The sequence below is a fragment of the Raoultibacter phocaeensis genome, assembly GCF_901411515.1.
Lineage (GTDB): Bacteria > Actinomycetota > Coriobacteriia > Coriobacteriales > Eggerthellaceae > Raoultibacter > Raoultibacter phocaeensis.
The window spans coordinates 1874372-1893560 of sequence record NZ_CABDUX010000001.1 but is presented as its reverse complement, the minus strand read 5'-3'; the positions used below and the strand labels follow the sequence as shown (position 1 = coordinate 1893560).

General features: G+C 59.8%; 17 protein-coding genes. 6 read left to right on the top strand and 11 right to left on the bottom strand.

Annotation, left to right across the window (positions count from 1 at the left end; translation table 11 throughout):
- Positions 1-29: 29 nt before the first annotated feature.
- The 6 genes from FJE54_RS07590 to FJE54_RS07565 form a co-directional block, all read right to left on the bottom strand.
- Positions 30-938, bottom strand: a complete 909-nt coding sequence (locus FJE54_RS07590; RefSeq protein ID WP_139652079.1) for a phosphatidate cytidylyltransferase — start codon at positions 936-938, stop codon at positions 30-32.
- A complete protein-coding gene (gene uppS / locus FJE54_RS07585) occupies positions 939-1718 on the bottom strand; it encodes an undecaprenyl pyrophosphate synthase (protein WP_139652078.1) in 780 nt (259 codons plus the stop codon).
- Between the two features lie 5 nt (positions 1719-1723).
- On the bottom strand, positions 1724-2281 hold the full coding sequence (gene frr / locus FJE54_RS07580) for a ribosome recycling factor (RefSeq protein ID WP_139652077.1): 558 nt from the start codon (positions 2279-2281) through the stop codon (positions 1724-1726).
- A 69-nt stretch (positions 2282-2350) separates the two neighbouring features.
- On the bottom strand, positions 2351-3067 hold the full coding sequence (pyrH, locus tag FJE54_RS07575) for a UMP kinase (RefSeq protein ID WP_139652076.1): 717 nt from the start codon (positions 3065-3067) through the stop codon (positions 2351-2353).
- Positions 3068-3294: 227 nt separating this feature from the next.
- Entirely contained in the window at positions 3295-4329 is a 1035-nt protein-coding gene (locus FJE54_RS07570; protein WP_139651443.1) for an IS1595 family transposase, read from the bottom strand.
- A 552-nt stretch (positions 4330-4881) separates the two neighbouring features.
- Positions 4882-6330 (bottom strand): S1C family serine protease, encoded by a 1449-nt coding sequence (locus FJE54_RS07565; RefSeq protein WP_139652075.1) that lies wholly within the window; start codon positions 6328-6330, stop codon positions 4882-4884.
- A gap of 389 nt (positions 6331-6719) precedes the next feature.
- On the opposite strand from FJE54_RS07565, the gene FJE54_RS07560 reads away from it, so the two are divergent.
- The 3 genes from FJE54_RS07560 to FJE54_RS07550 are packed head-to-tail and all read left to right on the top strand — an operon-like array spanning position 6720 to position 9951.
- Positions 6720-7235 (top strand): D-alanyl-D-alanine carboxypeptidase, encoded by a 516-nt coding sequence (locus tag FJE54_RS07560; RefSeq protein ID WP_139652262.1) that lies wholly within the window; start codon positions 6720-6722, stop codon positions 7233-7235.
- A 9-nt stretch (positions 7236-7244) separates the two neighbouring features.
- Positions 7245-8420, top strand: coding sequence for an iron-containing alcohol dehydrogenase (locus FJE54_RS07555; protein ID WP_139652074.1), 1176 nt, complete (start codon positions 7245-7247; stop codon positions 8418-8420).
- Positions 8421-8430: 10 nt separating this feature from the next.
- Entirely contained in the window at positions 8431-9951 is a 1521-nt protein-coding gene (locus FJE54_RS07550) for an aldehyde dehydrogenase (protein WP_255467269.1), read from the top strand.
- A gap of 40 nt (positions 9952-9991) precedes the next feature.
- On the opposite strand, the gene FJE54_RS07545 is transcribed toward FJE54_RS07550, so the two are convergent.
- Entirely contained in the window at positions 9992-10549 is a 558-nt protein-coding gene (locus FJE54_RS07545) for a TetR/AcrR family transcriptional regulator C-terminal domain-containing protein (protein WP_139652073.1), read from the bottom strand.
- A 307-nt stretch (positions 10550-10856) separates the two neighbouring features.
- Between FJE54_RS07545 and FJE54_RS07540 the strand changes: the two genes are divergently transcribed.
- Together FJE54_RS07540 and FJE54_RS07535 are read left to right on the top strand one after the other, a co-directional pair.
- Positions 10857-12683 (top strand): FAD-dependent oxidoreductase, encoded by a 1827-nt coding sequence (locus FJE54_RS07540; RefSeq protein WP_139652072.1) that lies wholly within the window; start codon positions 10857-10859, stop codon positions 12681-12683.
- Positions 12684-12816: 133 nt separating this feature from the next.
- Positions 12817-13503 (top strand): helix-turn-helix domain-containing protein, encoded by a 687-nt coding sequence (locus tag FJE54_RS07535; RefSeq protein WP_369406387.1) that lies wholly within the window; start codon positions 12817-12819, stop codon positions 13501-13503.
- 515 nt (positions 13504-14018) lie between these two features.
- Here the strand turns inward: FJE54_RS07535 and FJE54_RS07530 are convergent.
- The 3 genes from FJE54_RS07530 to FJE54_RS16015 form a co-directional block, all read right to left on the bottom strand.
- Positions 14019-14459, bottom strand: coding sequence for a hypothetical protein (locus tag FJE54_RS07530; protein WP_139652070.1), 441 nt, complete (start codon positions 14457-14459; stop codon positions 14019-14021).
- A 120-nt stretch (positions 14460-14579) separates the two neighbouring features.
- A complete protein-coding gene (locus FJE54_RS07525) occupies positions 14580-15389 on the bottom strand; it encodes a MerR family transcriptional regulator (protein ID WP_139652069.1) in 810 nt (269 codons plus the stop codon).
- 73 nt (positions 15390-15462) lie between these two features.
- Positions 15463-15636 (bottom strand): hypothetical protein, encoded by a 174-nt coding sequence (locus FJE54_RS16015; RefSeq protein WP_180326630.1) that lies wholly within the window; start codon positions 15634-15636, stop codon positions 15463-15465.
- Positions 15637-15723: 87 nt separating this feature from the next.
- Here FJE54_RS16015 and FJE54_RS07520 point away from each other — a divergent pair, with 87 nt between their 5' ends.
- On the top strand, positions 15724-17880 hold the full coding sequence (locus FJE54_RS07520; RefSeq protein ID WP_139652068.1) for a molybdopterin-containing oxidoreductase family protein: 2157 nt from the start codon (positions 15724-15726) through the stop codon (positions 17878-17880).
- Positions 17881-17985: 105 nt separating this feature from the next.
- Here FJE54_RS07520 and aguA read toward each other — a convergent pair whose 3' ends face one another.
- Positions 17986-19101, bottom strand: coding sequence for an agmatine deiminase (aguA, locus tag FJE54_RS07515; RefSeq protein WP_139652067.1), 1116 nt, complete (start codon positions 19099-19101; stop codon positions 17986-17988).
- Positions 19102-19189 lie beyond the last annotated feature (88 nt).

Here is a 19189-nt window from a genome sequence, read left to right as displayed (position 1 = left end):
CGCGCCGCGTGCGCGACGCCTGAGAACCGTTATCCCACATACGGGATGCACCCCCCGGCGACAAGCAGGATCGCCGAGGTAACCGAAACGAGGAACAGCGAATCGGTGCGGTCGAGCAGACCGCCATGGCCGGGCATGATCGTCCCGGAATCCTTGAAGCCCGAATTGCGCTTAATGCGGCTCTCGGCCAGATCACCGAGTACGCCCATGAGCCCGCAGACGAGGCCGAAGAAAAGCGCTTGCACAACATCCATGGTGACACCGGGAATATAGGTCATGGCATACCAGACGACCATCGAACCCACAAGCCCTGCAATGAACCCCTCCCAGCTCTTCTTCGGGCTCGTGCGGGGTGCGAGCTTGTGCTTGCCGAATTTACGTCCGATCAGGTACGCGAACGTATCGTTTGCCCATACGCTTAAAAAGATGCCGAGCACAAGCACGCCTCCCCACGGATCGGGAAGGCTCATGCGCACGAGCATGAGGCCTGAAAGCAGCAGCCCCGTGTACGCCGCGCCGAAAAAGCTCACGCCCACATCGGGCACTCGCGCGCGCATCCAAAACACGTACCACGCGATCAGCGTCACAAGCAAACCGACGCTCACCATGAGCGCACCGGTAAGCCCGAGAAAGAACACGCTCACCGGGTACAGGATGGCCGCGATGATGCCGAGCAGTTCGTTAGGCAGCTTCGCGTCGGAGCGGAGCATGTAGTAGAACTCGCCCGCCGATATGCCGGCTGTAGCAGCCAGCAACACGAGCGTGGTGATATCGTTCACGAGAATGCAAATGACCGAGATGGCGATATAGATGAAGCCCGTGCGGAAACGCACCTGGATGTCGGTTGGATTCTTGAGCTTTTTCGGCGTCTTATCGAGTGCGAATTGCTTGATGCGCCCCGTGGTGTTCGGGCTTTCGTTCGGATCTGCAGCGGCCATTTACCCCACCGCCCCGAACCGGCGGTCCCTTCCCTGGTAATCGAGGAGCGCCCGCAAAAACTCGTACCGGTCGAAATCGGGCCAGAGCACCTCGGTGCAGTAGAATTCCGTGTATGCGATCTGCCACAAAAGGAAATTCGACACGCGCATCTCGCCGCTCGTGCGAATGAGCAGGTCGGGATCCGGGATGTCGGCCGTGTACAGGTAGTCGCCGAACGTGTCTTCCGAAAGCGGCATCGGCTTCTCGCCCCGGGCGAGCGCCTCGTGCGCCGCATCCATGTAGGCGTTGATGCCGTCGACGATCTCATTGCGGCCTCCGTAGTTGATGGCCACCACAAGCGTCATGCCGCTGTTGTTCTTGGTTTTCTCCCACGCCTCGTCGAACGCATCGCGCGTCTTCTTCGGAAGCGCGCCCGTTCTGCCGATGGTCATGACCCGCACGTGCTCTTCGTGCAGCTCGTCGACTTCGGCGAGCATCGTTTGCGCGAACAAGTCCATGAGGCCGACGACTTCTTCTTCGGGGCGCTTCCAGTTCTCCGTGGAAAACGAGTAGATGGTGAGGTACTTCACGCCGATATCGTTTGCAGCGCGGATGGTCTCGCGCACCGCCTCGATGCCCGCAGCATGCCCTTTCAGCCGGTTGAGCGCCCGCTTTTTCGCCCACCTGCCGTTGCCGTCCATGATAACGGCGACGTGCGCAGGGATCCGGCTCGCATCGACCCTCTGGGGATCGAGTTCGGCCGGCGGATTCGGGAATATGTCTTCAAGCGGTTTTCTCACGGAGCCTAGATTTCCATGACTTCGGCTTCTTTTTTCTTGAACGCCTCTTCGATCTGGGCGACATAAGAATCGGTGAGCTTCTGGCTTTCGGTTTCAGCGCGCTTCGCATCGTCTTCGGAAATCTCGGAATCCTTCTTGAGCTTCTCGATCGCGGTGTTCGCATCGCGACGCGCGTTGCGAACGGCCACGCGCGCTTCTTCAGCGTAGTTCTTGCACTGCTTCACGAGCTCGCGGCGGCGCTCCTCGGTAAGAGCGGGAAACGGCAGGCGGATGACCGAGCCGTCGTTAGAAGGCTGCACGCCCAGATCGCTCTGCTGGATGGCCTGCTCGATGGTCGTAAGCGTTGATTTGTCCCACGGCTCGATCACGAGCATGTGGGCATCGGGGGTTTTCACGGCGGCCATCTGGTTGATCGGCGTCGGAACCCCATAGTAATCGACCTTGATGCGATCGAGCACCATCGCGTTTGCGCGTCCGGTGCGAACCGCTGCGAAGTTGGTTCCGAGCGAATCGAGGGCCTTTGCCATCCGCTCTTCGGCTTGCATCATAATATCGTCAACCATCTTGCAGTTCCTTTCAACCGATCCTTGCAGTGGGCGCCGCTTCCCGCATCGGCGCAGAGCGTGCTTACGCTATTGTACCGTGGTTCCGACGTTTTCGCCCTTGAGAGCCCGCGCAATATTGCCCGGAACGGTGAGATCGAACACGATCATGGGCAGGTCGTTGTCCATGCACAAAGACGTGGCCGTGGAATCCATGACGTTAAGCCCCATTGAAAGCACGTCGAGGTAGCTGATCTTGTCGAACTTCTTGGCATCGGGGTTGGTGCGCGGATCGCTGTCGTATACGCCGTCGACCTTTGTGGCCTTGAGCAGGCATTCGGCATCAATCTCGCAGGCGCGCAGCGCAGCGGTGGTATCGGTGGTGAAGTACGGGTTGCCCGTGCCGGCGGCGAGAATGACTACGCGGCCCTTCTCGAGATGGCGGATGGCGCGACGGCGGATGTAGGGCTCGGAGATTTCCTGCATGGTGATGGCGCTTTGCACACGCGAGTACACGCCATGGCGCTCAAACGCGTCTTGCAAAGCGAGCGCATTCATGACGGTGGCGAGCATGCCGATGTAGTCTGCCTGGGCGCGCTCCATGCCTTCGGCGCTTGCCGCCATGCCGCGGAAGATGTTGCCGCCGCCCACGACCACGGCGAGCTCGATGCCGTCGTTTACGATGTCCTTGATCTGGACGGCCAGGTCCTCGACGACCTTCGGATCGATGCCGTAACCCGCATCCCCCGCCAAAGCCTCGCCGGACAGTTTCAAGAGGACGCGCTTGTACTTGTAGCCACCAGACATACATCGACCTTTCTCATCGCCTTGATATGAAAGCGTCGGGAGCCGAAGCGGCACGATGCCGCATGAGCGATCCCGACGTGCATTCGCCGCGACTATAGTAACCGAAAAACAGCGGAGCCGCGCGAGGGAGCGCCGCCAATCTGGGGCTTTTCACGTAATGAGCAAACGAGGAAACACGTGCGGCGTTTGGTGGTGAAAACCAAGGCAGGTGCAAGAATGTGGCTGTGTTAGACCACTGTTGACATATTCCAGTACTCTCCGAAGGGAAACGGAGTTGAAGGATAGTTCCTTCTGGTCGTCTCGTATGTTCCGCTTATGGCATTTGAGTACAGCACCTCACGACGGTCAGCATCGCTTTTCCTGAATTGCTCAACGTAGCAAAACCAGTCAAGGTAATGTTTAAGGCGCCTTGTGGAAACACCTTTGAACGGGAATAGGAAATCCCTCAAGCGTGAATGGAGAGCATTGACCATGTTGATCTTATACCCCTTACCCGATGATGTGCAATAACGCCTATGCCCCGCACCGATCGATGCCAAGGCTTTGGGGTAAGCTGCATCCCAGTCACTTGATACGATGGCCCCTTTTTCGACCTTGCCCTTTAGGAGCGCCTCGATATCTTCGATGCTCGATTTGCCCCGACAGCACACCTCGCAGAAGCAGTCTCCCCGGTCACTGATGCCGGTTAAGATGCTGATCCTTTCCCTGGACGACCCCGAAACATGTATGGCGTTCCCCCGCTTATGGGGTTTTCTCGGTAGCGAAACAGACCCTGATCTGGTCCAGTTCCCCGAGAGATTCTCATTGACTATGGTTTCATCGATCTGGCAGGTTGACCCTTTCCCGACACGAAAAGGCATGAGTCTTTTCGCCATCACCTCACAAAGGCGGTGGCGCATGAACCAGGCGGTGGAAAGGCAGGTATTGCAACGCTTGGCAGACTCCCGAAGACTCAATGCATCCACCATGCATGCGGCAAAGCTCATCCACGCCCCTCCGCTGAGCTTCGAGTTTGCCAGCAGTCCTTTGGTCGCACCGGAAAAGGTCCGCGCACAGCCGCCGCAAAGCCATCGTTGTTCTCTTGAGCGGCCATGGCCCTTCTTGGTGAAGCGCGCACAGCCGCAGTGCGGACAAACGGAAGGTCCGTTGCCTTCAGAGCTAACGATCAGCTCTTCGGCAATGGCTTCTTTTAGGTGGGCGAGCATCTCGATTTTCTCAGCGCGGGTTAGCTGGGGCAAAAGTTGGTGTAGAATCTCAAGCATAGGCTCTTCTCCTTACTGGTCGTCTGATAACTTTCAGTATAGTTGGAGAGCCTTTTTGGTACAAGTGTTCTTGTCAACAGTGGTCTAACACAGCCAAGAATGTACGGTTTGGTAAAATGTAACAGATTCCACGCAAGCCAACTTCGGTCAAAAAGCCTTGACACTTTTTCGCGAACAGGGATTTTGGAAGTAATCCTGCGCGGTATACTCAATAAAACGTACTACTCAATTTACCAAACCGTAAAAACCTGCGACTACTTCAGAATCGAGCACCAACGATTTCCTCGAGTACCGAGGATCGCTGCTGTCGCATGAATGCCCGGCGCGAATGCCCGTATCCTCGTGCCTATCCGATCGGTCGTTTTGAAACTACCGTTCTCGGTTGAACGCTTACTCGCATCGACGTAGTGCGTTGCTATGAGATCCGTGGTTAGCGGTGGCCAGCGCTCGCATCGGCGGTGCAGAGGATAAGCCAGGCAACCGACAGTGGCACTCATACAAAAAGGCCGCACCGGAATCGGCGCGGCCTTCTGAAACCTCGGTGACGCTATGCTACGAGCTCAGTCCGTTGTTGCCGGAGTTGGAGCCGTTGCCGCCGCCGAAGAGCTCGCTCAGCGGGTTCTGCTGGCTCTGCTGCTGCGTCGCAGCCTGCGAGCTTTCGTCGGAACCGAGCGTTACCTCAAGCGTCTCGTTCTGACCGTTGCGGTTGATCTCAACCTCGGCTTTATCGCCAGGATTCAGTGCGCGGATCTGGAGCATCAGCTCGTCGGCGGACGTTACGGTCGTGCCGTTGAACTTGGTGATGATGTCGCCCACCTCGATGCCAGCCTCGGCCGCGCCGCTGCCTTCGCTCACGTTGGCGACGTAGGCGCCCTCGTTCACCGCAAGGCCGTAGCGCTTGGCGATCTGCTCGTTCACGGTGGAGAGCGAAACGCCGAGCTGCGCATGGGTCGGGGTCTTGCCGTCGATGATCTGCTGCGCGATGTTGACCGCGTAGTTCACCGGGATTGCGAAGCCGACGCCCGAGTAGTTGCCCGAGTACGACGTGATAAGCGTGTTGATGCCGATGAGCTTGCCGTCCGCGTCGACGAGCGCGCCGCCGGAGTTACCGGGGTTGATAGCCGCGTCGGTCTGGATCAGGTTCGCGTAGATCATCGTGGAGCCGTCGGTCTGCGAGTTCATGATCTGGGAGCGGCTCGTAGCCGAAACGATACCGGTTGCAACCGACTGCTCAAGGCCGAAGGGGCTACCGATGGTCATAACCCACTCGCCGATGATCAGGTCGGACGAATCGCCGATCTCGATCGGGGTCAAGCCTGTTGCATCTGCCTTGATAACCGCAAGGTCGGAGCTCGGATCGGTGCCCACGACCTCAGCGTCGTATTGCTCACCCTCGATGGTCACCTTGAACGCCTCGCCACCCTCGACGACGTGGTAGTTCGTGACAATGTAACCATCTTCGGAAAGCACGACGCCGCTGCCGAGCGAGGACTGTGTCAGCGAGCTCGAATCGGAGCCGGAGCCCATACCGTAGCCGTACATGCCGCCAGCTGACTGGCTCGTGTACACGTCGATGGCCACAACCGAAGGAAGCGCTTTCTGAGCGACCGCCTCGGCAAGCGTGGCATCGTTGTCGGCGGCATCGACGCCGCCGTTGCCGCTCGAGCCGATAATCGTCGACGAACCCGAATCGCTCGAAGATCCGCTATCGCTCATGGCGTTGTAGATGCCGAAGCCCGACAGCGCGATGATGCACGCGAGCGCGGCGCCCGCAAACGCGAGCAGGAACGTCTTCGGACCGCTCGATTTCTTCGCCGGTGAGGAAGCCTGCGAAGACGGCGCCTGGTAAGCGGGCTGCTGATAGTATGTCTGCTGGGAATGCTGCGCGTGCTGCGCCGGCGGAACCGACTGGCCGGGTTGCGTCGGCTGAGTCGGTGCGGCATAGCGGTTATCGCCTGAAGGCGGGGGAACCGGCGCGCCGCTGCCGTTCGTATTGTCCATGTTCAACCTCCATCTGATGCGTGATTGCATGCTGATTGATTTGTGTTGATGGTACCTTAGCACCGCTTTTCCCCGCTCAACCCACACGCAATCAATCCGTCATCGTCGTGTCATGGAATTACATCAACTGGAGTACTCCTGTGGTATGAGGAGCTGACCTCGAAAGAGTAAGAAGCACCCGATCTTGTGGCCTGCCGGCAAAAACATGCTCGAACCCGGCATAGCCACTCAACTGGCTCTCGGTGATTTTCCGATGAACGAGGGCGCACGCGCGCCTTCGACCCGCTATTATTTGTTCGTTGCCAGGATGCGCGAAGCAGCGCTCCTTCGCAGACGGTCCCGTACGACCGTCGAAACCGTAAACCGCCGATAAGGGGATTTGGGTGATCATGTCCACGCATACGCAACCGACGCTCCGCGAAAAGGCGAAGATGCTGTACGTCCGCATCCTCCTTCGAATGCTTCCGTTTCTCTCGACCAACATGCGCTATCTCTCGCATAAGGTACAAGACGAAATCGACTACCTCGACGTCGGCTACACCTTCATGCTCGAAGTGAAGGGCGCGGGGCTCACCTCCGTCTGCACCAAAACCGAACGGGGGACCTTTCGCCGCGTGCCGCTCGACGAAATCGCCGTCGACGTCGAACCCGGCAGTGGGCTTGCAAGCGCCGATGCCGATGCAGTCACGGTCGATTACGTGATTGCGTTCCGCTCGCTCGACTACGCTTTCCAATGCTTCTCGGGCGCGAAATCGCTTCAGGACGCCCTTGCCGAGCGCGCTTTCACGACACGCGGACCCAACAATACCGGCGTTTCGCTCACCTATATGTTCACGGCGCTGCTCCGTTCGTTTTTCTTCTGGCGGCGCGCCTACCGCAACCAACCTGTCGCAAGCACCCGCTAGGAGGATACCGTGAAAGGCTTCGAGTTTTCCTGTCCCACAAAAATCGTATGCGGCGAAGGTTCGCTTGCAAAAATCGCCGACGAACTCCGCGATCAAGGAATCACCAAGCCCCTCGTCATGACCGATCAGGGCCTCGTACAGCTGCACGTTGCCGACAACCTCTTCAACGAGCTTCAGGCCGCGAACGTTTCCTATGAGGTGTTCGACACCGTTCCGCCCGATTCGTCTATGAACGTGGTGAACGAAGTCGCTGCGCTCTATAGGGAAAAGGGCTGCGACGGCTTCATCGCGCTCGGGGGAGGCTCGGTGATCGACACCACCAAAGGAGCCGCCGCATCGCTTTCCGCAGAGGGAGTCGATTTCTCGACGCTTCAGGGGTCGGAGATCCTGCAAAGCACCCTGCCGCCCCTCATCGCCGTACCCACCACGGCAGGAACGGGCAGCGAAGTTACGCTCGTCGCGGTGGTAGCCGATACTGAGAAGCACGTGAAGCTCTCGTTCACCTCGTATAAGCTCGTGCCCCATGTAGCCGTGCTCGACCCCGTGCTCACCCAGTCTCTGCCGCCCAAGCTTACGGCGACGACGGGAATGGATGCGCTCACGCACGCCATCGAGGCGTACACCTCCATCCAGAAGAATCCCGTGAGCGATTCGTTCGCCCGCGCTGCCATCACTCTCATCGCCGACAACCTGTTTTCCGCATGCGCCGACGGCAAAAACGCCGACGCGCGCACGTCGCTTGCGCTCGGAAGTCTTATGGCAGGTGCGGCGTTCTCGAACGCCATGGTGGGCATCGTGCACGCCATCGGCCATTCGCTCGGCGGCCTTGCGCACATTCCTCACGGACAGGCGATGATGCTGCTTCTGCCTCACTGCGTCGATTACAACATCTCGCAGGGCTTTCATGCAGGCCTCTACGGCGAGCTTCTACGCGACCTCGACGAAGAGAGCTACGCCTCGGCAGACCCCGCCAACCGCGATTTGGTGTTCGCCCGTAAGCTCCACGAGATGAACGAGCGGTTCCATGCCGAGTACGGCGTGCCGATCACGCTGCGCGACCTCGGCGTCGAGCCCGAGCAGTTCGAGGCGATCGCCAAGCAGGCGCGCTACGACGGAGCCGCGCTTTACAACAACAGCGAAATCACGATCGATGTGGCGACAGGTATTTTGAACGCCGCATACTAGCAGAACGCGCTTGGGCGCAGACGGCGCCGCCGATATCAGGATCGAAGGCGGCGACCCGGACGGCAGGCGCCGCAGCAAAGGGCCGCTCGGATCAGGCGGCTGCGATACGATTGCAGGAGGATCGATGGGACAGGTGCAGTTCGACAATCTGGTGGACGTGCAGGCGCAGGCCGAGCGGATGCGCGCGTTTTACGCAACAGGCGCGACGCGCGACATCGAGTACCGCCGCCGAGCGCTCACGCAACTGAAGGCCTATCTCAAGGCGAACGAGCAGCGCGTGCTCGATGCGCTCAAGGCCGATCTCGGCAAAGCGCACTTCGAAGGCTACGCAACCGAACTCGGATTGGTGTACGACGAGATCACCACGTGCCTCAAGCACCTCAACCGCTGGTCGAAGCCTCGCCGCGTCGCTACCCCCATCGTGCATTTTCGCTCGTCGTCGAAGGTATACCCGAGCCCGATGGGCGTGGTGCTCGTGCTTTCGCCGTGGAACTACCCCGTGCAGCTCGCTCTCGTGCCGATGGTGGACGCCATCGCAGCGGGCAACTGCGTTGCGCTCAAACCCTCGCGCACGTCCAAAGCCACGAGCGAGCTTCTGATCGACATGCTCGCCTCCGTATTCCCGCCTGAGTTCGTGTGCGGGTTCCCCGGATCGGGAGATATGAACGATTGGCTGCTCGAGACGCGCTGGGACCAGATATTCTTCACCGGCAGCCCGAACGTGGGTCACACCGTCATGGAGGCAGCCGCCAAGCACCTCACCCCCGTCGTGCTCGAACTCGGCGGCAAGAGCCCGTGCATCGTCGACGCAACGGCGAACATCAAGCGCGCCGCCCAGCGTATCGCCTGGGGCAAGGGCATCAACACGGGCCAGACCTGCGTCGCGCCCGATTACTTCCTCGTGCACGAAAGCGTAGTCGACGACCTGGTGTCGCAGCTCGACGCGTGCTTTCACCAGTACTACGGCAAGGATATCCTCGCGTGCGACGAATGGCCGCGCATGATTAACCGCCATCATTTCGACCGCGTGATGGGACTTATCGAAAACCGCAACCCCGATGCGAGTGTCGCCTTCGGCGGCCAGGGCGAGGCACTTGCCCTCAAGATCGAACCCACGTGCCTGCGCGGCGTCACGCTCGACGATCCGGTCATGGGCGAGGAGATCTTCGGACCCGTGCTGCCCGTCATCACCTACCAGACGCTCGACGAAGCGTTCGCCATCGTTCGCACGTTCGAAAAACCGCTTGCCACCTATATCTTCTCTGACGATAAGGACGTGCAAGAGCGCGTGATCCGTGAATTGCCCTTCGGCGGCGCAACCATCAACGACGTGGTGATCCACCTCGCGAACAACCACATGGGATTTGGCGGCGTCGGCAATTCGGGCATGGGAGCCTACCACGGCAAGGTGGGCTTCGACTGCTTCACGCATTACAAATCGACGCTCAAGAAGGGCACTTGGCTCGAACTGCCCGTGCGCGTTCCCCCGTTCGGCGACAAGATCAAGCTCCTTCGCATGCTCATGAGGTAAGCGGGCCCACCCGCATCCTCGGACAGACGAAGAGCCGAGTTCAGAGACGCTTTGCCGGCTCGAGTGCTTCGATGAGGAACTGCGGCATGAAGCCGATGAACAGTTTCGTCATCGTGCGAGCCGGTTGCATCATGCCGCCGCGCACCCAATCCCGCGTCATGTACTGCGCCCCCAGCACGAAGAAATCGATTTCAAGCAGCTCTTGCTCGCCGAACGACCGACCCGCGTTGACTCGCGCGTTTTCGAGCATATGCTCCTTGACCGTTCTACCTCCGTGCTCGCACACGGAGTTGTAATCGATGCACTTGTAGGCGTTCACGAAGAATTCCTTGTTCTCGAGCAAAAGCCCGAACTTCTTGAAGTGCGCGTCGTAGCAGTTCTGGTCGATGCCCATGCGGTAGAGCGATTGGCTCATAAGATAATCCCAAAACCACGTGGGCACATTGAAGATATCCTGGAAATACTCGTAAAACGTCGCACGCGATACGCCCATCCGATCGCACAGGTGCGACACTTTCACCTTTTCCAGAGGGCATGAAAGCATGAGGTCCGAAAGTGCTTGCACGAAATGCAGCCTCGTCTCGATTTGTTTCTGCATGGGGTCCCCTTCCTGTCTTCGTAACGTAGCGAATTTACGAGCAAAACGCAAGGTAGCGATACGGAGAAATCCTTACAATTCCGTCGTTGTGTCGAAGCGGATGCGCAGCAGAGCGTTTTCTGACAGAACCGCCTGATTGTCTCTTGCAATGCACGGTTTCCGACAAGTGAGCGAAGGTGTCGATTGAACCGCCCCTCGCACGGATTCTACAATCACGCTATCGGAACCCGGGATCGAGCCATGCTTCGCATAGGCGGCGACTACGGGAGCCATCACTTCGTGAGGGAAATATGTAAAGGAGAAAGCAATGAGGGATGCAGCAAAGAATTCGTTCGATCTTTCGCGCCGCGGGTTTCTGACCGGAGCTGCGGCCACCGGAGCACTCGCCGCCATGGGAGCGCTTGCCGGATGCGGACCGAACAACGCAGCGCAAGCAGAAGATTCCAAAGCGAAAGACGGTGCAACGTCGGACAGCACACCTACGGCGTCGGTGTTCGACAAACCCGCCTCGGTCGCCGATCAGGTTTCCGAGACGAAAGAATACGATGTCGTCGTAGTCGGCGGAGGCAACTCAGGCGTCGTCGGGGCGCTCGAGCTGGCACAGCTCGGAGCCAAGGTGCTCATCCTCGAGCAAACCGGCGCATGCACCATCTACGCAGGCGACATCGACGCGCTCGACAGCCAGATCCAGAAGGATCTCGGCATCGAGATCGACAAGGAATGGGTGATCAAAGACCTCGTCCGCTACGGGCAGGGCAAAGTGGACGAGAACCTCATCAGGCAGTGGGCGTACAACGCGGGCGCCTTCATCGACTGGTACCAAGAGCAGATGCAAAAGAAGGGTCTCGACGTCATGGTCGACACCGTCTGCAAGAAGTTTGATCCCGAGGGCATCTGGTACTCCCCCGCATCGGTTCACACCGCCTATCAGCCGCCGCTCAAGGAAACGGCGAATTCTATGGGTTCGGAGATAGCGATTCCCGCGATGCTCGAACTCTACACCGAAGCGGGCGGCGAAATCGAGTACAACACAACCGCAGTCGAACTCGTGCAGGACGAAAGCGGTAGGGTCACTGGCGTGATCGCCCAGAATAAGGACGATGCGTATATTCAGTACAATACGAGCAAAGCCGTCATGCTCGCCACGGGCGGCTTCGGCGGTAACAAAGACATGATGGATGAAATGGGCGTCTTATCCCACAAGTTCTGCTCCTGTCACATCGGTGCCGAGAACTCCCATGGCGATGGCATCCGCATGGCTGTCTGGGCGGGAGCCGACCGCGATTACGCGTGCGAAGGCACCTGTAACATTTTCGACCGAGGCTGCATCACCGGCGACGACGAGAACGGCGACATCGGACTTTCCGGCCAAGGCGGGGCGAATCCGAAACTCTGGTGGCCCGGCTCGCAACCGTTTTTGCGCGTGAACGCACTCGGCAAGCGCTATTGCAACGAAGACGGCCCCTACGACATCGCGTTCAACCAGGCGTGCATGCAGCCCGGCCATTACTGGTGGCAAATATTCGATGCAAGCAGCTGGGAGGACGTCGTGTCGTTCGGAACGACCATCTGCTCGCGCGTCGTCGCCGAAGAGGGAGCGAAAAACTGCCTCTTGCTCGGCCAGTACTATCCTTGCACGAATGCCGAGGAATGGCAGAGCGTATTCATCGATCCCAACGTCGACAATGGCGTGCTCCTCAAGGCGGACACCATCGAAGAGCTCGTCGACATGATGGGCCTGCCCAAAGAACAAACTCTCGCCACTATCGAGCGGTATAACGAACTTGCCGCGAAGGGCGTCGATGAAGACTTCCACAAGGCATCGTTCAGGCTCACCGCGATTGACGAAGGCCCGTTCTACGCCTGCAAACTTGCGGGGTGGCTGCTCTCGACCATGAGCGGCGTCCGCGTCGACTACACGTACACCCCGCTGACACCCGAAGGGGATCGCATCGAAGGACTCAAGTGCGTCGGTCTGGACCACGGTGGGTTCTTCAACGGTATGTATGCGCAGTACTACGGCGGCCTCAACATGAGCCACAACGTGGTTTCCTCGTGGCTTGCCGCCATGGACCTCATGGGTCAGGACTACCCCGTTCCAGTTTTGAGTGCCGCTAACGCGTACAAGGCGTAGCTTCTTTCACAGGCCCCGCCCGAAGCGCCCCGTATGATCGGGGCGCTTTTTTTCGTGCTGCCGCCCTAGCACGACCCTTGGAAGCGCGCTGCGGTACCCCCGCCACCGCAGGTTGACGGATTGCCAAGCACGGATGGTGGCATCGCAACCGCGCGATGCCGATCATTGGGCTATGATAAAACCGCCGGGAGAAAGGGTCGTCATGAACATAGCCGATCGCATACAACACCTAAGGAAAGTAAAAGGCGTGTCGCAGGAAGAACTCGCCGACAAGATCGGGGTATCGCGCCAAGCGGTATCAAAGTGGGAAAGCGAGCAGAGCATCCCCGACATCGACAAGATCATCATCATGAGCACCTACTTCGACGTAACAACCGACTACCTGCTCAAGGGAATCGAGAGCCCTTGCACCGAAGACGCGAAGCGCCCTGACGCGCGCATCTTCGCCATCGTAGGCACGGTGCTCAATTTCGTGGGAGTCGTCATCGCTGCCGCACTCTGGTATGAGCAGCAGCAGCCCATGGCGCTCGTCGTCGGGCTCGTGTTCATGGCGCTCGGCTGCATGGTGTTCGGAGTCGGCATGATCAATTCGGATCCGCGCTCGAAGACCAGCGCGCAGCGTACCTTCTGGATCATCAACGTGTGGCTCATCGCATTCATGCCGCTCTCATTCGTGTACAACGTGCTGTTCACCGGGACCACGGCGCCCTACCCGCTCCTGACGAACCCGATCATCGCGTTCCCGCTGTTCTGGCTCGTCTACATTGCCTTCTGCCTCGTCATGGTGTATTTCCAGGTGAGGCGGAGCGCGCGGGGATAGAGCGACGCGAACGGCCGCGCAGTCTAAGACGGACTGTTTTACCCAGATGCATCGACCGCCCGCGGATATATGTGCGGTCGATGCATCTGCATAATTGTTCCAGGTTTTACCGCGAAAGAGCGAACTGCGCCCTCGGCTGCTTTTTGGATTTACGTCGAAAAACAGCCTTCAAATGGCGGCGAACCGTCGCTTTGCGCTGTACAGACACCAACAAGGTTTCCCGTTGATGGATTTATGTTAGACAGGGAAAACCGCGATCAGGTGATTCTTCGCGACACAGTGAGCCAAATCACACTGCGAGCCTGTCTGAATTTCGCAAAGCGGGCCTTCGCAACCATTTGAAGGCCGTTTTAGCGCAGAAACGCATATCAATAAACTGCCCTGCCGCTCAACGGGCGAGGGAGCCCGACGTTAACCCTACGCACACATCGCCGCTTCGCTCTATCCGGCGGCCGCCTCGGCGGCATGCCTTGCCCACGTTCCCCCTCAGATGCGCCCGAGCATCGTTCGGCCGGCTATTCGGCGGCTGGCTTCTTCGTGAGCATCTGCTGGCGAAGCTCGGCGGCCTCGAAGTTTATCCAGGAGCACTTACAGTCGATCACACGACCGTCTTCATAGGTGATCTCGATGATGTCGCTCTTCTTCGCCGCCAAATTCGAGCGTGCAGGCTCTTTCTCCTTAAGGGTTTCATGGCGAGCCGTGTATGCAGTTACTACTTCCGTGGCGCTCTTTCCCGACTGGTAGTGAACTTCGTACGTTACCGTATTCTTTGCATCGCACGAGATCAGATATGCCTTTTCCACGGGCCCGTATTTCTTGGCGCGCTTCTCGTCGACCACGCCATCCTTCGCCTGGGATTCGCTTCCCTTGCTGCCCCCAAGTTTACCTTTGAGCACGAGCACGATGATTACCGCGAACAACGCGATGACGATAAGTATCCGAACGAAATCTGGCACAGCTCCCCCTTTGGCATGCGTTTTCAATCATCGTATATCATACCCGAAAACGTAGGGATAAATGCCGGGCACGCGTCAGCGCTAGGCGACGACGCACCGCCGCCCGGCGCTTCGAATCGTTTACGCTTTTGCGATGGGAACCTGTATCTCGGTGAGCCAGTCGGCTTCGTCGGCTTGGTTCCAGATACCGTCGATATAGCTCTCGCGCGGATTCTCCGTCACGCGATACCCGTTCTGCTCCACCCAATCCATGATGAACGCGTACGCTTTGGGCACGTCGGCGTACGATCCCTTATGCATGACCGAAGCGACAGTGACTGGATTCGTCTTGCGGAAATAGATGCCGTCGACCTCGTTGCCGAATGAGGTCACTGCCTCGCTATATTGGATGTTGATGTCCTTATCTTTGTACTCCCCATCAAGATACGTGATGAAGCAGTATTCAGGTTCGGCGCATTTCAGATCGGGGTTCGCCTCAGCAACCGCGCGGCCGATGGCGGGGATGACCTCGAAGTATGCCGTATAATCGGGTACCGTCAGCTCTTTCGTGTACACGATTGAGCTCGGGATGTCTTTGATCGTTACCTGGTAATCCATAGAAAACTCCTTGTCTTCGTTGTCGAGCATGAATGCAATGCGTGCGAGCTGCTCTTCGCGATCGCGCAGCTCTCGGGTTATCTCGTCGTGTCTGCGCTTGAGCGCCTCGCGGACGTCGGCTCCAGCGAATACCTCGACGATTTCATCGATCGACAGGCCGATTTGACGCATCGACTGGATACGGTGCAGCTCGACGAGCTGGCGTGTGGTGTAGAGCCGATACCCCGTCGACGGATCGACCGCCTCCGGTTGCAGAAGCCCGATCTTGTCGTAGTAGTGCAGGGTCTTCACCGTGGTCTTCGCCATTTTCGAGAAATTCCCGATGTAGAACATAGTCGCACCTCCTTTCGCTTTGCATTCAACCCCCTCCCCTAAGAGGAGGGTCAAGAAGTATTTTCGAAGTTTCTCATGATAAGCCGAAAGCGCGGTTCATGTCGCGCAAAAAAACGGGGTCGGCCTTGCTCGAATGCCGCATGGCGCTCAAGAGGCGCTGGATCGAAATCAAAGTGATCGAATCGCCCATATTGCGAATGCGCGGACCGCGCCGCCGCACAATCGCTGGGCGGGCTTTCGAGACCATGCGAGGGCTTCCCTTTCGGTTCAACACAGCGTACTATGAGACCATCCTGTACCGAAAACACGGGGGCGGGCGAGCAAGGAGGGATCCATGGCAGCGATCAACTGCGGTGAAACGAGGTACAGCACCTGCGTGTTCTGCGACGGAGGCTGCTCGGTGGCAGTTCGAAACGACGGGGAGATCACCGTTTCGCCCCTCGATCCCGCCGCACCCGCCATCTGCTCGAAGGCGCGCATGTGGCGGGAATACCGCGACCATCCCGACCGCATCACGCAGCCGCTGAAGAACGTCGGTTCGCGAACGGCGCCGAAGTGGGAACCTGTCGGCTGGGACTGGGCGCTCGACGAGATCGCCGAGCGGCTTTCGGCCGTGATCGACGCCTGGGGCCCCGAAGCGTTCGCCGTGTCGGAAATGCCGCTCAACACGGGATTCGGCGGCATAACGCGGCGCTTCATGAACCACCTCGGATCGCCCAACTACATGGCGCCGGTGCTTCTGTGCATGGGCAACACCGCCCAGGTGCACCGCGCGACGTACGGATGGTTCACCGCACCGGATTGGGACAAGGCCGATGTGATCGTGTACTTCGGCCAGAACCGCGGCCCGGAGCTCTGGCCCGCCGAATTCCTCAGCCTCAAAGCCGCGCTCGAGCGGGGCGCTGTGCTCATCGAGGTCGACCCGCGCGACACCGATACGGCGCGCCTCGCCCACGAGCACCTGCGCATCCGCTACGGCACCGACGCCGCGCTCTTGCTCTCGTGGATCAACGTGATCATCGAGGAAGACCTGTACGACCGCGCGTTCGTGGAAAGCTCGACCGTCGGGTTCGCCGAGCTTGCCGCCCGCGTTCGCGAGTACCCGCCCGAAACTGTAGCCAGCATCTGCGGCATCGACGCCGAAACCATCCGCAGGACGGCGCGCCTCTACGCACGCGCCGAGGCGGCCATCATCCCTTGGGGCGTGGTGGGCGACATGCAGAAGAACTCGACGTCGGTTCTGCTCTGCCAGTGCATATTGAGGGCGCTCTGCGGCTTCTTGAACGCCTCCGAGCTGGTGTTCGGTCCGAGCGAGGGGCAGGTTACCAACACGCAGCTCTCCGACTTCGTCGCGCTGAGCACCGAGCAGAAGGAAAAGCAGCTCGGGTCGGACGAATACCCCCTGCTCAGCTTCAAGGGCATGGAGCTCTACGACACGGCCAGCCGCGCGGCCGGGCTCGACCACATTCCCGATATCATGGGGTGCAGCTGTACGGCGCACCCAGCGCGCGTGTTCGAGGCCATGCGGACGGGGGCACCCTACCCCGTCAAGGCGTTCTTCGCCGTGGGCAACAACACGGCCATGAGCTACGCGAACCAGCAGGGCATCATCGCGGCGCTGCTTGCCCAGGAGCTCGTGGTGGTGTTCGACCACTGGATGACGCCGACCGCGCAGCTTGCCGATTACGTGCTCCCGGGCGACGCGTGGATGGAGCGCGACGTGGTGGGGCCGAACTTCGACGTGGCCCCCGCCGCAACGTTCAACCAGGCGTTCTGCGACCCGCCGGGCGCGTGCAAAGACTGGTATTACGTGGTGAAGGGGCTTGCCGACCGCTTGGGATTGGGCGAGGTGTTCCCCTGGAACGACTGCCACGAGCTCTACGACTACCTGCTCGCTCCGCTCGGGCGCACCTGGGCGCAGACGTGCGAGCAGCCCGCCATCCCTACGCGTCCGGTGGCCATGGGATCGTTCCTCACGCCTTCGGGCAAAGTGGAGCTGAAGAGCTCGGTGCTCGAAGCGCTCGGCTGCGATCCGTTGCCCTCCTACGAAGATCCGTCCGAGCCCGGTGCCGATTGCGCAACATATCCGCTGGTCGTGTTCGCGGGCGCGCGCGACAAGTGCTCCTACAACACGAACCTCCACCAGATACCCGCGCTACGAAAACGCGAACCCGAGCCCGAAGCGTACCTGAACCCCGCCGACGTCGAGCGGTTCGGGTTGCGCGACGGCGCCTGGGTTCGGGTGTCCACCTCGCACGGCTCGGTGCAGCTGGTGGCCCGCGCAGACGTCCGACAGCCGGAAGGCACCCTGCGCGTGCCGCACGGATGGTGGAAGCCCGAAGCGCCGCAGGGGCTCGATCAGGGCCTGAGCGCCGCCTGCCTCCACAACGACGGCATGCTGTTTTGCGACGAGCCGTGGAACCTCGACCGCGTGCAGGGGCTGCCTAACCTGCGCGGAGGCGTTCGGGCGCGGGTCGAGAATCTCGAGTGAGGGCCGCCGAGCGCGACGGCGGCGCGCAAAGGCACAAAAAACGACGTTTGGCGTCGAAAAGCACTGCAGCGGAAAACATCCGCGCGCCGGTTGCTGAGCGACGCATCACCTGCGCGCCGGTTGCTGCTGCGTGATGCAGTGGATGTTCCCGCCGCCGTAGACGACTTCGACCGTATCGACGCCGACCACTTCCCGATCGGGAAACATCGCCTGCACCTGCTCAAGCGCAAGCGCATCGTTCTCATCGCGGTACTGCGGCACGATCACGCCGCCGTTCACGATGAGGAAGTTCAAGTACGATGCGATGCAGGGTTCGTCGGCCGAGCGCGGCTGCGTGCCCTCGACGGTATCGAGCGTGTCGATCTGCTCCTGCGTCAGGTAGACAGGCTTCTTCGGCAGACACAGCTTGTGCACCGTAAGCGACCGTCCGCGCGCATCGGTTGCAGTCGATAGTTCTCGATACGCCGCTTGGCTCGCTTCGTAAAACGGGTCGGATTCGTCCTCGGTCCAGATGCAGGCAACTTCGCCCGGCGCTACGAAGCACGCAACGTCATCGATGTGCCCGTTCGTCTCGAACGGGTCGATGCCGTCCTTGATCCAGACAACCTTCTCGGCGCCCAGATATTCGCACAGATACCCCTCGATTTCCTCGCGCGAAAGCTCGGGGTTGCGACCTTCGGAAAGCAGGCACATCTCGGTCGTGAGCACCGTTCCTTCGCCATCGACGTGGATCGAACCGCCCTCGAGCACGAACGACTCGGGCCGGTAGCGCACCGCACCCGCAAGGTCGGCAACCTTAACGCCCACGAGCGCATCCTTATCCCATGGGAAGTACATGCCGTCGAAGAGCCCGCCCCATGCGTTGAAGTGCCAGTGCACCGCGCGCACATCGCCTTCGTCATTGACGACGAACGTGGGGCCGCAATCGCGCATCCACGCATCGTCGGACTCCATCTCGATCACAAGGATGCCATCATCTCCGGCGAGCAGATGCCGGGCAGCCTCGTAGTCTTCGGGCTTCGCGCATACCGTCACGGGCTCAAACCGCGCTATCGCCCTCGCCACGTCGGCAAACGCCTGCTGCGCCGGCTTCGCTCCGTTGCGCCAGGTGTCGGGCCGATGGGGCCAGAGCATCCAGATGCGCTCCTGCGGCTCGAATTCGCCGGGCATGCGGTAGCCGTCCTCGAGCGGGGTGGATTCGATCTCGTAGATGGTCTTCATGGCGATCCTTTCGCACGGACGCGAACGTATTGCAGACTGATGCTTATTCTCGCCGAAAGCACCTTGAGCCGACAGATCCGTTGCGGCG